Source organism: Streptomyces sp. NRRL S-1022, assembly GCF_000720135.1.
GTDB lineage: Bacteria > Actinomycetota > Actinomycetes > Streptomycetales > Streptomycetaceae > Streptomyces.
Window position 1 is genome coordinate 186,484 of record NZ_JOIU01000008.1, and the last position, 13,280, is coordinate 199,763.

The following is a 13,280-nucleotide window of genomic DNA, read 5'->3' on the forward strand; positions in this document are numbered from 1 at the left end:
AGCTCCGTACCGAGCGGTAGGGGGCGGGGGAAGGAAAGTTACCCCCGGTACGCCATAGGCTGCGGACGTGGCAGAGGACGCAGCACCCCAGGAAGGCCCCCGCGAGTACCGCACGGAGGAACTGGCCCGGCTGGCCGGCATCACCGTGCGCACCCTGCGCTTCTACCGCGAGCGCAAGCTGCTCCCGCCACCCCGCCGCGAGGGCCGCATCGCCTGGTACGACGACCACCACCTGGCCCGGCTGCGCACCATCGCCGCCCTGCTGGAGCGCGGCCACACCCTGAACGGCATAGCGGAACTCGCCGAGGCCCTCGACCAGGGCCGGGACGTCGCCGACCTGCTCGGCGTCGGCACCCCCACCGAGGAGGAGCCGGTCCGCCTCACCCCCGAGGCACTCGCCGCCCGCTTCGAGGGCGAGGTCACCCCCGAGAACCTCGCCGCCGCCATGGAACTGGGCTACCTCGGCACCGACGGCGACCAGATCGTCCACATCAGCCGGCGCCTGCTGGACGTCTCCTCCGCCCTGGTCCGCGAGGGCATCCCGCTCGCCGAGGTCCTGACGGCCGGCGCCCGCGTCCGCGAACACGCCGACGCCCTGGCCGACCTCTTCACCACCCTGATCCTCCGGCACGCCCCCGAGGAGGACCTGCGCCGCCTGCGCCCCCTGGCCCGCAGCGTCGTGGAAGCCGAACTCTCCCTGGCCCTGGACCGCCGCCTGAACAAGCGGGACTGAGCGGGAAGGGGGGAGACCCGGCCCGACTACAGGTCGTAGACGACGGTCACCGGCGCATGATCCGACCACCGCTCGGCATGCGTGGCCGCCCGTTCGACGTACCCCTTGACCGCCTTGCCGGCCAGGCCGGCCGTGGCCGCGTGGTAGTCGATGCGCCAGCCCGAATCGTTGTCGAAAGCCCGGCCCCGGTACGACCACCAGGTGTACGGGCCCTCGGTGTCGGGATGGAGGGTGCGGACGATGTCGACGTAGCCGCCGTCCTGGGGGGCGAAGACGCGGTCGAGCCAGGCGCGCTCCTCGGGCAGGAAGCCGGAGTTCTTGGTGTTGCCGCGCCAGTTCTTGAGGTCGGCCTGCCGGTGGGCGATGTTCCAGTCGCCGCAGACGAGGACCTCGCGCCCGTCGGCGGCTGCCCGCTCGCGCAGGTCCTTCAGATGGGCGAGGAACTCGTCCATGAAGCGGATCTTCTCGTCCTGCCGCTCGGTGCCGACCTCGCCGGAGGGCAGGTAGAGGGAGGCGACGGTGACGCCGGGCAGGTCGGCCTCGACGTAGCGGCCGCTGCCGTCGAACTCCGGCGAGCCGAAGCCGACGCGGACGCGGTCGGGCTCGCGGCGCGTGTAGAGGGAGACGCCCGCGCGGCCCTTGGCGGCGGCCGGGGCGTGCACGACGTGCCAGCCGTCGGGCTGCCGGACCTCCTCGGGCAGCTGGTGCGGCTCGGCCCGCACCTCCTGCAGGCAGACGACGTCCGCCTCGGTCCCGGCGAGCCACTCCACGAAGCCCTTCTTCGCGGCGGCCCGCAGTCCGTTCACGTTCACCGAGGTCACAGTCAGCACCCGGGCACGATACCGGCACACTGGTCGGAGTCCGCAAAACCCAGGACTCCCGCCGACTGCATAGAAGTACGATGCTCAGCATGATTATTCGCCGCGTTCGCTTCGATCACCCCGACGCCATGATGCTCAACGACGAGGTCCAGGCCGAGTACCACGTGCGCTACGGCGACGGAGGCGACGCCACGGCCCTCGACGCCACCGACTTCGACCCGCCCCGGGGTGTGTACCTGATCGCGTACGACGCGTACGACCGCCCGGTGGCCACCGGCGGCTGGCGCAGCCAGGACCGCAACGAGGAGGGCAACGAGGACGGCGACGCCGAGCTGAAGCGGATGTTCGTCGTCGAGCAGATGCGCGGCCGGGGCCTGGCCCGCCGCATCCTCGCGGCCCTGGAGGAGGACGCGCGCGCCGCCGGCCGGGTCCGCATGGTCCTGGAGACGGGCACCAAGCAGCCGGAGGCCATAGCCCTGTACACCTCCAGCGGCTACGAGCCGTGCACGAAGTTCGGCTACTACCGCCACCACGAGGAGAGCCTCTGCTACGCCAAGCGGCTCTGACGCCCGGCCCGCGTGCCGTGCCCGTGGCTTCCCCTCCGGGCCCGCGCCCTCTTCTCGCGCCGGCCGCACGCGGTGGCCGGCGCACGGGGCCCAAGCTCCCCGGAAACGACGAAGATCCCGACCGGTCATGATGACCGACGGGATCTCACGTCGTGCAGTGGACCTGAGGGGATTTGAACCCCTGGCCCCCTCGATGCGAACGAGGTGCGCTACCGGACTGCGCCACAGGCCCTTGCAACGAGTGAAACTCTAGCATCCTGATCGGGGTGCTTGGAAATCCGCTCCCTGACTGGTCAGGGCGGTGGTTTCCGGGGTGTGACGGGAGTCACTCGTTGGCCGCGCGGGGCCGGTCGCCGTCCTCGTACTGGTCGAAGAGGGGCGTGCGTCCGCGTTCCCGGGCCCGTCGTGCGGAGGCGGCGCGGCGGGCGTCGCCGGGGCCGTCCGCGGGCCGGGCCCCGGCGGCGGGTGCCGGTTCCCCGGCCGGGTTCTCGGGGGCGTCGGCGTCCTTCTCGGGGGCCACCGCGCTGGACCGCGCCGAGCTCCAGGTGCCGGGCGCTCCCAGGTCCACGTCGGAGGTGGCGCGCGGGGCGACGGGCGCGGTGACGTACGTCGGCAGGGGCACCGGGACCGGATCCCAGCTGTCGCCGTGTCCGGGGCGCCGCTGCCGTTCCCGCTGCTGGTCGACCCACTCGGCATGGTCGGTCTGCTCGACGAGGGCGCGCCGGTCGGCGGCGAGCGTGGAGAGGCCGGTGTCCGTGCCGGTGTCCGCGGCCTGCTCGGTCTCGTCCGCACCGGTGCCCGTGTCGAGGGGCGCGCGCCGGTGCGGCTGGCGTTCGCGCAGGCGCTGGGCGGCGGCCTCGGCCTGCCGGCGGTCCATCTGGTAGGCGAAGCGGCGGCGCTCCTGGGCCCGCAGATAGGCGATGTACGCGCTCAGCGTGACGGCGGGCACCGCGGGCGCCCACAGGAAGGCGAGTCCGCCGACGGCGGCCACGATCGCGCCGAGCGTGAAGGCGAGGAAGAGCATCACGGTGGTGCGCCGACGGCGCGCGAGTACCTTCGAGCGCCGGGCCCGTGCCGCGGCCGCCTGCGCCGAGGCCGTCTGTGCCGCGGCCGTCTGCTTCTGCGCGGGCGCGGCTCCCGAGGCGTGCACGGGGGCCGCTTCGGGCGCCGGTTCGGCGGCCTGGTCGCGTGCCGGGTCCGCGCTGCCGGGTGCCTCGGGCCCGGCGTCCACGGTGACCTGACGGCGCGTCGGAGGCATGGCGAAGGCACGGACGTCCACCGAGTCGGTGGCGGCGTCCGGATCGCCGGTGTCCGCCTCCCCCTCCTGGGTGGAGCGTGCCCGCAGGTCCCTGGCGTACCGGCGCTCCATACCCGCCCGTCCGGACAGCAGCCGGATGGCGGTGCTGAAGCGTTCCGTCGGACGGGCCTCGTTCAGCTCGTCCTGCCTACGGAGCCACATCGGCACCAAGTAGGCGGCCCAGGCCCCGACAATGACTGCGTAGATGAGGCCGCTGCTGCTCACGCCTCACACGGTAGAGGGGTTTGCGTGAGGCCATCCGCCAATTGGGCCGGTGTGTCGCACGATCTGGCTGATATTTCCAGCATTTTTTGCGACGGATGCGATCAGAGGACCACCCTCGCCGCGAATTCGACGCCATGAGTTGGTCAACAGCCGATCAATTTCGAACACATATTCAATTCACTGGTGCTCGGTGCGCCGGGCCCCTTGCGAGCGGGCCCGCTTCCACCGCGCCAGCAGCCCGTCGGGTACCTCTTCGGCGGTGAGTGCGAAGACGAGATGGTCCCGCCAGGCCCCGTCGATGTGCAGATAACGTGGCCGGAGGCCCTCCTCGCGGAATCCGAGTTTCTCCACGACCCGCCGGCTCGGCCGGTTCTCGGGGCGAATGCACACCTCGACGCGGTGCAGACCGACAGTACGGAAACAGTGGTCCACCACGAGCGCGACGGCCGTCGGCATCACCCCGCGCCCGGCCACCGCCTCGTCCACCCAGTAGCCGACGTGACCGGAACACATCGAGCCCCAGGTGATCCCGGCGACCGTCAACTGCCCGACCAGCTGGCCCTGGTACTCGATGACGAACGGCAGCATCCGGCCCGCGTTCGCCTCGGCGCGCAGGTGCCGGACCATCTGGCGGTAGGTCGGCCGGTGCACGATCGGCCCGCTCGGCGTGGGCGGCGGAATGGTCGCCTCCCAGGGGCGCAGCCAGTCGCGGTTGCGCCGGTTCACCTCGCGCCAGGCCCGCTGGTCGCGCAGCTTTATCGGCCGGAGGACGACATCGCCGTCCACCAGTACGACGGGCCAGGAAGGGGTGTTCAGCTCGCACCCCCGCTGCCGTCCGGTCTGGGGTGGTCACCGCCGCGGATCTGGTCGACGGCGTGCACCAGCAGGGGTTCCAGCACGGCGAGCCCGTCGCGCACCCCGCCGGCCGAGCCGGGCAGATTGACGATCAGCGTGCCCGCGGCCACCCCGGCCAGACCCCGGGACAGCACGGCGGTCGGCACCTTGTCCCGGCCGTACGCGCGGACGGCCTCCGCGATGCCCGGCACCTCGTACTCGATCACCGCGCGGGTCGCCTCGGGCGTGCGGTCGGTGGGCGACAGACCGGTGCCGCCGGTGGTCACGACGACGTCGTACCCGGCCGCCACGGCCGCCCGCAGCGCCGCTTCCACCGGATCCCCGTCGGGCACCACCCGCGGGCCGTCCACGGCGAAACCGAGGCCCCGCAGGCCCTTCACGATCAGCGGGCCGCCCCGGTCCTCGTAGACGCCCGCGGCGGCCCGGTTGGAGGCGGTGACGACCAGCGCGGTGTACGGCGCCCGCGGAGCTGCCCCGATGCCGTCGTCCAAGGTCATGCCCGGCTCCAGTCGCCCGACTTGCCGCCCGTCTTCTCCTCCACCCGTACGTCCGTGATGACCGCTCCCTTGTCGACCGCCTTGACCATGTCGATCACGGTGAGCGCGGCGACCGTCACCGCGGTGAGGGCCTCCATCTCGACGCCCGTGCGGTCCGTGGTCTTCACGGTGGCCCGGATCTCCACGGCGTCGTCCGCGACCGACAGATCCAGTGTCACACCGGACACCGACAACGGGTGGCACAGCGGGATCAGGTCCGGGGTGCGCTTGGCCCCCATGATCCCGGCGATGCGCGCGGTGGCCAGGGCGTCACCCTTGGGCACCCCCTCGCCGCGCAGCAGCTCGACCACGCGCGGTGAGACGAGGACCCGGCCGCTGGCACGGGCGGTGCGCGCGGTCACGTCCTTCCCGGACACGTCGACCATGCGGGCCGCACCCGCGTCGTCGATGTGCGTCAGTCGGTCCTGCGCAGGGGCTCCGGGGGTCTCCCCCCGGGAAGGCACTGTCATGGCGTGGCGCTCCCGGTCCGGGCCCGGCGCGGTGCGGAGCGCGGGCCTGCTGTGCGCGACACGGTACCGCCAACCGGCACAGGTCAGCCGAGCAGGACCACTTCCACCTCGCTGCCGGGCTCGACGGACTCCACGTCCTCAGGTACGACGATCAGCGCGTCGGCCCGCGCCAGCGCCGCGATCAGATGGGAACCGGCGCCGCCCACGGGGGTCACCTCCCCGTCGGCGTACGTCCCGCGCAGGAACTGGCGGCGGCCCTTGGGCGAGCGCAGCGCGGCGTCCGCCTTCAGCGCGGCCCGCGCGCGGGGCCGGTGCAGGTCGGTGAGGCCCATCAGGGCGCGGATGGCGGGGCGGACGAACAGCTCGAAGGAGACGTACGAGGACACCGGGTTGCCGGGCAGGGCCAGCAGCGGGGTGTGGTCGGGGCCGATGGAGCCGAAGCCCTGCGGCTTGCCGGGCTGCATGGCGAGCCTGCGGAACTCCACGCCGCTGCCGGCCTCGTCCGCGTCGCCGGCGTACGACAGCGCCTCCTTGACCACGTCGTACGCGCCGACGCTCACCCCGCCCGTGGTCACCACCAGGTCCGCGCGGATGAGCTGGTCCTCGATGGTGGAGCGGAGGGTCTCGGCATCGTCGGCGACGGCGCCCACCCGGTAGGCGATGGCGCCCGCGTCCCGCGCGGCGGCGGTCAGGGCGAAGCTGTTGGAGTCGTAGATCTGGCCGGTGGCCAGCTGCTCCCCGGGCTGGACGAGCTCGCTGCCGGTGGAGAGCACGACCACGCGGGGGCGCGGGCGCACGCGGACCGTGCCGCGGCCGATCGCGGCGAGCAGGGCGATCTGCGGCGGGCCGAGGATCGCCCCGGCCGCCAGGGCCAGGTCGCCGGCCTTCACGTCGCTGCCCTTGGCCCGCACGTGCGCGCGTGCCTCGGCGGCCCGGTAGACGTGCACGTGCCCCTGGGCGCCCTCGGGGGCCAGGCTGCGCGCCCGCATGCCGCCGACCGGGCCCTGGCCGAGCCCGCCGTCGGTCCACTCGACGGGGACGACGGCCTCGGCGCCGGGCGGCAGCGGGGCGCCGGTCATGATCCGTGCGGCCTGTCCGGGGCCGACCCGGACCGGGTCGGCCGCGCCCGCCGCGATGTCCCCGACGACCTCCAGCGCGGCCGGGAACTCCTCGCCGGCGCCCGCCACGTCCGCGACCCGCACCGCGTACCCGTCCATGGAGCTGTTGTCGAACGGCGGCAGGGACACCGGCACCGTGACGTCGTCGACCAGGACGCAGCCCTGGGCGTCGAGCAGTTGCAGCTCGATGGGTTCGAGGGGGCGGACAGCCGAGAGGATGTCCTCCAGGTGCTCGTCCACCGACCACAGGTCGTCCGGGCCGGCGGGGCGGGTCGCGGCGCTGCTCAAGACTGCTGCATCTCCTCGGCTACGTAACTGCGGAGCCAGGTCCGGAAGTCCGGGCCCAGGTCCTCACGTTCGCACGCGAGTCTGACAATGGCACGCAGGTAGTCGCCGCGGTCCCCGGTGTCGTAGCGGCGGCCCTTGAAGACGACGCCGTGCACCGGACCGCCGACCTTCTCGTCCTGCGCGAGCTGCTGGAGGGCGTCGGTGAGCTGGATCTCGCCGCCGCGGCCCGGCTCCGTCTTGCGCAGTATGTCGAAGATGTGCGGGTCGAGGACGTACCGGCCGATGATCGCGTAGTTCGACGGGGCGTCCGCCGGGTCGGGCTTCTCGACCAGCCCGGTGACCTTCACGACGTCGCCGTCGGCGGTGGCCTCCACGGCCGCGCAGCCGTACAGGTGGATCTGCTCGGGCCCGACCTCCATGAGGGCGATCACACTGCCGCCGTGCCGCTCCTGGACGTCGATCATGCGCTGCAGCAGGGGGTCGCGCGGGTCGATCAGGTCGTCACCCAGGAGGACGGCGAAGGGCTCGTGGCCGACGTGCGGAGCGGCGCACAGGACGGCGTGGCCGAGGCCCCTGGGGTCGCCCTGGCGCACGTAGTGCATGGTGGCCAGGTCGCTGGACTCCTGCACCTTCGCGAGCCGTTCGGCGTCGCCCTTCTTCTGAAGCGCCGATTCCAGCTCGTAGTTGCGGTCGAAATGGTCCTCAAGGGGACGCTTGTTGCGCCCGGTGATCATGAGGACGTCGTCGAGCCCCGCCGACACGGCCTCCTCGACCACGTACTGGATCGCCGGCTTGTCGACAACCGGCAGCATCTCCTTGGGAGTGGCTTTGGTAGCCGGCAGGAACCGGGTGCCGAGGCCGGCTGCGGGGATGACAGCCTTGCTGATCCTGGGGTGGGACTGAGTCATGCCCGCAACCATATCCGGTGCCTTTGTAGGGAATCTGGGGCTCCGGCTGCTTGACCCTCCTATGACCTGCATTAAGAAGGGTGCGCGAACCACCAGTGGAACACGTCGGACGTACGGGCGAGCCTGACAAGCGGATGTTGCGGCGAGAGCTCCTCGCGGTGAGGAACGGGTTGACGGCGGGTGACGTCCGGGAGGCGGGCCGCGCGCTGGCGGAGCACGCCCTGGAGCTGCCCGAGCTGGCCCGCGCGCGCACGGTGGCGGCGTACGTCTCCGTGGGGAGCGAGCCCGGCACGCTCGCCCTGCTGGACGCGCTGCGCGCGCGGGGGGTGCGCGTCCTGCTCCCCGCGCTCCTGCCCGACAACGACCTGGACTGGGGCGAGTACGCCGGCCCGGACTCCCTCGCGCGCGTGCAACACGGCGGGAGGATGGCGCTGTTCGAGCCCGCCGGGGCACGGCTCGGCCCGGACGCCGTGACGGCCGCGGACGTCGTCCTGCTGCCCGGGCTCGCGGTGGACGCGCGCGGGATGCGCCTGGGGCGCGGCGGCGGGTCGTACGACCGGGTGCTGGCCCGGCTGGAGCACGCGGGTGCCCGCCCCCGGCTCGTGGTGCTGCTGTACGACGCGGAGGTCGTCGCCCGGGTCCCGGCCGAGGCGCACGACAGGCCGGTGCACGCGGTGGTGACGCCCTCGGGAGTGCGCGGCTTCCCGGCCGGCTGACCCGCACCCGTCCGCCCGCGGAACGGGAAACGGCCCTCCACGCGCGCGTGGAGGGCCGTTTTCAGTGCTGCGCCGTCACCGGGTCACGGCTTGAGGACGAGCGTGTCGCTCGTGCTCTGGTCCACCGCCTTGGCCGAGAACGACCAGGGCAGCAGTTCGCCCTTGGCCCACTTGCCCGTCTGGTCCGTGTAGTGCGCGCTGAAGGCGTGCCCGGAGGCGCCGGTCAGGTTGATCCACCTGGACTTGTCGAGGTCGGCGAGGTTGACGACCATCCGCATGGACGGCACCCAGACGACGTTGTAGCCGCCGGCGGCGTTCCAGCCGCTCGCGTTCACGGTGGCCTCGCCGCCGCTCAGCTTCCAGGGGCCGCGGTTCAGGATGTACTGCAGGACCTGGGGGCCCTCGGTGCCGAGCGTCTGGTTCTTCAGGAACAGCCGGTGCAGGCGGCCCCAGCTCCAGGTGTCGATGTCCTTGCCGAGCTTGGCGGTCAGCTCCCAGCGGGCGTCGATCATGGCCCGCGCGAAGAGCTGGTCACGGTTCTCGGCGCCGGGCCGGGTGCCCGACTTGGGCGTCTTCCACCAGTCGCTGTCCGGCTTGTCCATCAGGGTGCGCACGACCTCGAACCAGCGGTCGCCGCCGTCCGGCTGCGCCTGGTCGGCGTCGCGCCGGCCGCACTCGCGCACCTTGGTGTCGTCGTCCACCGGGCCGGTGCTGTCGATCTTGTCGACCCACAGGCACTGTCCCTTGACGCGCACCTCCTTGGGCAGCTTGTTGCCGAAGGCCAGCTTGAGGATGTTGCGCCAGACGGCGTTGAAGTACGCGGCGGCCGCGGAGTCGGCATCCTGGGTGTAGTCCCAGCCCTCCAGCAGCTTCTGCGCCTCGCGGACGTCCGGGTCGTCGAGGTCGATCTTCAGCAGCTTGGGGACCAGGAGCTTGGCGATCTCGCTGCTGTTGTCCAGCTGCATCTGCCGCATGTCGTCGGTGGAGACCTTCCCGCCGTCCTTGATCTTGGACTCGATCAGGTCGGAGATGCGCTGGCTGCGGGTGCCGTAGCCCCAGTCGGTGGTCAGCGTGTACGGGTACTTCCCGGGGTCGACCACGGCCTGGTTGGCGGTGACGATGTAGCCGCGGTCGGGGTCGAACTCGTAGGGCAGCTCGTCCTGCTTTATGAAGCCCGTCCAGCGGTACTTCGAGTCCCAGCCCGGCGCCGGGACGGAGCCGTCGTCCTTGGCGGAGCGCGTGGGGATCTTGCCGGGCAGCGTGTAGCCGATGTGGTTGTCCGTGCCGGCGTAGATCAGGTTCTGCGACGGCACGTCGAACAGGGCCGCCGCCGCGCGGAAGTCCTTCCAGTCCGCGGCCTTGTCGAGGGCGAACACGGCGTCCATGGAGGTGCCCGGGTCGAGCGCGGTCCAGCGCAGGGCGATGCCGTAGCCGTCACCCCGGTCGGGTGCGGCGGTGTTCACGGTCGCCTTCTTGCCGACCTCGACGAGTTCGTCGTCACGGTCGGACAGCAGCGGCATCCCGTCCTGGGTCTGACGGACGACGATCTTCTTGGCCGTGCCGCCGGCGACCTGGATGGTCTCCTCGCGGGTCTTGAACGGCCGGATCTTGCCGTCGTACAGGTAGCCGTTGGCGCTCACCTTCTCCAGGTAGAGGTCGGTGACGTCGACCCCGGAGTTGGTCATGCCCCAGGCGATCTTGCCGTTGTGGCCGATGACCACACCGGGCATGCCGGCGAACGTGTAGCCGCTGACGTCGTACTGGCACTTGCTGGAGACGGTCCGGCAGTGCAGGCCCATCTGGTACCAGACGGACGGCAGGGACGCCGACAGGTGCGGGTCGTTGGCCAGCAGCGGCTTGCCCTTGACGGTGTACTTGCCGGCGACCACCCACGAGTTGGAGCCGATGCCCTGGCCGTTCACGCCGACGGCCGTGGGGAGGTCGTCCAGGACGTTGTAGAGGCCGCCCAGCTGGCTCGTGAGGCCCGAACCCGTCCCGCCCGAGGCGGAGGAGCCGGCCGTGCCCGTGGCGCCCTGAGTGGTGCCCGCGGTGCCGCCGGCCGTGCCCGCGGTGCCGCCCGTGCCGGTGGTGCCCGTGGTGCCCGTGGTGCCGGTGGTGCCCGTGGTCCCGCCCGTGCCCGTGGTGCCGGTAGTGCCGCCCGTCGTCCCCTGGGCGGTGTTCGCGACGCCGCTCTGCTGGAAGGCCTTGGTCAGATCGTCGTACTGCCCGTCCCGGACGATCGGCTTGTTGCGGCCGGAGGGGTACGCCGGGTACAGGTCCTGGATCTGCTGCGGGCCGAGGCGGCTGGTCAGCAGGGCCCGGTCGATCTCGTCCTGCATGTTGCCGCGCAGGTCCCAGGCCATCGCCTTCAGCCAGGCGATGGAGTCGACCGGGGTCCACTTCTGCGGCGTGTAGTCGTTGGTGAAGCCCAGCGCCGCGTACTCCAGCGAGATGTCCTCGCCGTCCTTGCCCTGGAGGTAGGCGTTGACCCCCTTGGCGTAGGCCTGGAGGTACTTCTTCGTGGCGGGTGACAGCTTGGTGTCGTACTCCTGCTGGGCGATCCGGTCCCAGCCGAGGGTGCGCAGGAACGCGTCGTTCTCGACCTGCCCCTTGCCGAACATCTCCGACAGGCGCCCGGAGGTCATGTGCCGGCGCACGTCCATCTCGTAGAACCGGTCCTGCGCCTGGACGAAGCCCTGCGCCATGAACAGGTCCTCGTCCGAGGAGGCGTAGATCTGCGGGATGCCGTAGCCGTCCCGCTTGACGTCGACCGGTCCGGACAGGCCGTCGAGCTTGATCGAACCCGTGGTCTGCGGGAAGGAGGCGCGGACCGTGCTGATCGACCAGTAGGCGCCGTAGGCGACGCCTCCGATGATGGCCAGGACCAGCACGAGCACGATCAGTCGGGCTCTGCGCCCCTTCTTCCTGCCGGACTTGACGGACGTGGCACCCGTGGTGGCGGTGTCACCCGTTGTGGCGGTGGTGTTGGGGGGCATCGCTGTCCTTGCTGTCCTAACGCGAGCGGCAGGTCGGGCTGTGACTTTGAATGAGCGCTGGAGCAACCATAGGCGCAGGGCCCTGCCCCGCTTGACGCGGAGTCGGGAACCAGCGCGCACGAGCGTTCGATCTTGCCTCGTGAACGTCAAGAAAGCGTCAAGACTTAGGTAAGGTAACGAAGTAACCGGAGATTCCCCGCCCCGCTCCCGGAGGAGGAACGCCCGCTGACTGTCCACCACCTCAACCAGCTCCTGCTCGTGTGCTCCGTCGTGCTGCTCGTCGCCGTCGCGGCCGTCCGGGTCTCCTCGCGCAGCGGGCTCCCCAGCCTGCTCGTCTACCTGGGGATCGGCGTCCTCATGGGCCAGGACGGCATCGGGCACATCGACTTCAACAGCGTCGCGGTCACCCAGGTCATGGGATACGCGGCCCTGGTCGTGATCCTCGCCGAGGGCGGCCTGGGCACGAAGTGGAAGGAGATCCGGCCGGTCCTGTCGTCCGCATCCGTGCTGGCCACGCTGGGCGTCGCGATCAGCGTGGGGGTCACCGCGGCGGGCGCGCACTACCTGGTCGGGCTGGAGTGGCGGCAGGCGCTGATCATCGGCGCGGTGGTGTCCTCGACGGACGCGGCGGCGGTCTTCTCGGTCCTGAGGAGGATTCCCCTCCCCGCGCGCGTGACGGGCACGCTGGAGGCCGAGTCCGGCTTCAACGACGCCCCGGTGGTCATCCTGGTCGTCGCCTTCTCCACGGCCGGCCCGGTCGAGCACTGGTACGTCCTGCTCGGCGAGATAGCCCTGGAGCTGGCCATCGGCGCGGCCATAGGGATCGCGGTGGGCTGGTTCGGCTCCTGGGGGCTGCGGCACGTGGCCCTGCCCGCCTCCGGCCTCTACCCGATCGCCGTGATGGCCATCGCCGTCACCGCCTACGCCGCCGGCGCCCTGGGGCACGGCAGCGGCTTCCTCGCCGTCTACCTGGCCTCGATGACGCTCGGCAACGCGCGGCTTCCCCACTGGCCCGCCACCCGCGGCTTCGCCGAGGGGCTCGGCTGGATCGCGCAGATCGGCATGTTCGTCCTCCTCGGGCTGCTGGTCACCCCGCACGAGCTGGGCGACGACGTCTGGCCCGCCCTGGTCATCGGGCTGGTGCTGACCATGGTGGCCCGCCCGCTGAGCGTGGTGGGCAGCCTGGCGCCGTTCCGGGTGCCGTGGCGGGAGCAGGCCCTGATGTCGTGGGCCGGCCTGCGCGGCGCCGTGCCCATCATCCTGGCGACCATCCCGATGGTGAACGGGGTCGTCGGCAGCCGCCGCATCTTCAACATCGTCTTCGTCCTGGTCGTCGTCTACACCCTCGTCCAGGGGCCCACCCTGCCCTGGCTGGCCCGCACCCTGCGCCTGGGCGAGCAGGGCGAGGCCTCCGACCTCGGCATCGAATCGGCGCCCCTGGAACGGCTGCGCGGGCACCTGCTGTCCGTCTCCGTCCCCGAGGGCTCCCGGATGCACGGCGTGGAGGTCAGCGAGCTGCGGCTGCCGCCCGGCGCGGCCGTCACGCTGGTCGTACGGGAGGAAAAATCGTTCGTGCCGATGCCCTCGACGGTGCTGCGGCGCGGCGACGAGCTGCTGGTCGTCGCCACCGACCCGGTCCGCGACGCGGCGGAACGGCGCCTGCGCGCGGTCGCCCACGGCGGCAAGCTGGCCGGCTGGCTGGGCACCGGCGGGAACGGCACCACACACTGAGAGGGCGTTTCGCACCGTTC

At 71.8% G+C, this 13,280-nt stretch carries 12 protein-coding genes and 1 tRNA gene; 4 read left to right on the plus strand and 9 right to left on the minus strand.

Translation table 11 applies throughout. The features are described 5' to 3' along the window. The first annotated feature begins 67 nt into the window (after positions 1 to 67). The gene (locus IG05_RS0111310; RefSeq protein WP_030341599.1) at positions 68 to 733 is read left to right on the plus strand and encodes a MerR family transcriptional regulator; all 666 of its coding nucleotides are present in this window, start codon (positions 68 to 70) and stop codon (positions 731 to 733) included. A gap of 26 nt (positions 734 to 759) precedes the next feature. On the opposite strand, the gene IG05_RS0111315 is transcribed toward IG05_RS0111310, so the two are convergent. Further along, positions 760 to 1,563: an exodeoxyribonuclease III gene (locus IG05_RS0111315; RefSeq protein ID WP_030341601.1), complete on the minus strand. Its 804-nt coding sequence runs from the start codon at positions 1,561 to 1,563 to the stop codon at positions 760 to 762. Positions 1,564 to 1,643: 80 nt separating this feature from the next. Here IG05_RS0111315 and IG05_RS0111320 point away from each other — a divergent pair, with 80 nt between their 5' ends. Beyond that, complete coding sequence (locus IG05_RS0111320) at positions 1,644 to 2,120, plus strand: GNAT family N-acetyltransferase (protein ID WP_030341603.1); 477 nt, start codon at positions 1,644 to 1,646, stop codon at positions 2,118 to 2,120. A gap of 158 nt (positions 2,121 to 2,278) precedes the next feature. Here the strand turns inward: IG05_RS0111320 and IG05_RS0111325 are convergent. The 7 genes from IG05_RS0111325 to galU form a co-directional block, all read right to left on the minus strand. Then, positions 2,279 to 2,352 (minus strand) — tRNA-Ala (locus tag IG05_RS0111325). 93 nt (positions 2,353 to 2,445) lie between these two features. Continuing rightward, a complete protein-coding gene (gene glpR / locus IG05_RS0111330) occupies positions 2,446 to 3,642 on the minus strand; it encodes a gephyrin-like molybdotransferase receptor GlpR (RefSeq protein WP_030341604.1) in 1,197 nt (398 codons plus the stop codon). 177 nt (positions 3,643 to 3,819) lie between these two features. Beyond that, a complete protein-coding gene (locus IG05_RS0111335) occupies positions 3,820 to 4,428 on the minus strand; it encodes a GNAT family N-acetyltransferase (protein WP_030341606.1) in 609 nt (202 codons plus the stop codon). Positions 4,429 to 4,454: 26 nt separating this feature from the next. After that, positions 4,455 to 4,994 carry a MogA/MoaB family molybdenum cofactor biosynthesis protein gene (locus IG05_RS0111340; protein WP_051789716.1) on the minus strand — a complete coding sequence of 180 codons (540 nt, stop codon included), beginning with the start codon at positions 4,992 to 4,994 and terminating at the stop codon, positions 4,455 to 4,457. Then, on the minus strand, positions 4,991 to 5,503 hold the full coding sequence (gene moaC, locus IG05_RS0111345; protein ID WP_030341609.1) for a cyclic pyranopterin monophosphate synthase MoaC: 513 nt from the start codon (positions 5,501 to 5,503) through the stop codon (positions 4,991 to 4,993). The genes IG05_RS0111340 and moaC overlap by 4 nt, the downstream gene beginning before the upstream one ends. 83 nt (positions 5,504 to 5,586) lie before the next feature. Further along, a complete protein-coding gene (glp, locus tag IG05_RS0111350) occupies positions 5,587 to 6,909 on the minus strand; it encodes a gephyrin-like molybdotransferase Glp (RefSeq protein WP_030341611.1) in 1,323 nt (440 codons plus the stop codon). Further along, positions 6,906 to 7,817 (minus strand): UTP--glucose-1-phosphate uridylyltransferase GalU, encoded by a 912-nt coding sequence (gene galU / locus IG05_RS0111355; protein WP_030341612.1) that lies wholly within the window; start codon positions 7,815 to 7,817, stop codon positions 6,906 to 6,908. The genes glp and galU overlap by 4 nt, the downstream gene beginning before the upstream one ends. A 134-nt stretch (positions 7,818 to 7,951) precedes the next feature. On the opposite strand from galU, the gene IG05_RS0111360 reads away from it, so the two are divergent. After that, positions 7,952 to 8,533: a 5-formyltetrahydrofolate cyclo-ligase gene (locus IG05_RS0111360; RefSeq protein ID WP_051789718.1), complete on the plus strand. Its 582-nt coding sequence runs from the start codon at positions 7,952 to 7,954 to the stop codon at positions 8,531 to 8,533. 83 nt (positions 8,534 to 8,616) lie between these two features. Here IG05_RS0111360 and IG05_RS0111365 read toward each other — a convergent pair whose 3' ends face one another. Continuing rightward, a complete protein-coding gene (locus IG05_RS0111365; protein ID WP_030341616.1) occupies positions 8,617 to 11,529 on the minus strand; it encodes a penicillin acylase family protein in 2,913 nt (970 codons plus the stop codon). A 225-nt stretch (positions 11,530 to 11,754) separates the two neighbouring features. On the opposite strand from IG05_RS0111365, the gene IG05_RS0111370 reads away from it, so the two are divergent. Further along, the gene (locus IG05_RS0111370) at positions 11,755 to 13,260 is read left to right on the plus strand and encodes a potassium/proton antiporter (RefSeq protein ID WP_078894047.1); all 1,506 of its coding nucleotides are present in this window, start codon (positions 11,755 to 11,757) and stop codon (positions 13,258 to 13,260) included. Positions 13,261 to 13,280 lie beyond the last annotated feature (20 nt).

Bases quoted from the DNA above. Each gene is read 5' to 3' on its own strand.
- IG05_RS0111360 (WP_051789718.1), top strand. From the start codon at position 7,952: ATGTTGCGGCGAGAGCTCCTCGCGGTGAGGAACGGGTTGACGGCGGGT.
- IG05_RS0111320 (WP_030341603.1), top strand. From the start codon at position 1,644: ATGATTATTCGCCGCGTTCGCTTCGATCACCCCGACGCCATGATGCTC.
- moaC (WP_030341609.1), bottom strand. From the start codon at position 5,503: ATGACAGTGCCTTCCCGGGGGGAGACCCCCGGAGCCCCTGCGCAGGAC.
- IG05_RS0111365 (WP_030341616.1), bottom strand. From the start codon at position 11,529: ATGCCCCCCAACACCACCGCCACAACGGGTGACACCGCCACCACGGGT.
- IG05_RS0111340 (WP_051789716.1), bottom strand. From the start codon at position 4,994: ATGACCTTGGACGACGGCATCGGGGCAGCTCCGCGGGCGCCGTACACC.
- galU (WP_030341612.1), bottom strand. From the start codon at position 7,817: ATGACTCAGTCCCACCCCAGGATCAGCAAGGCTGTCATCCCCGCAGCC.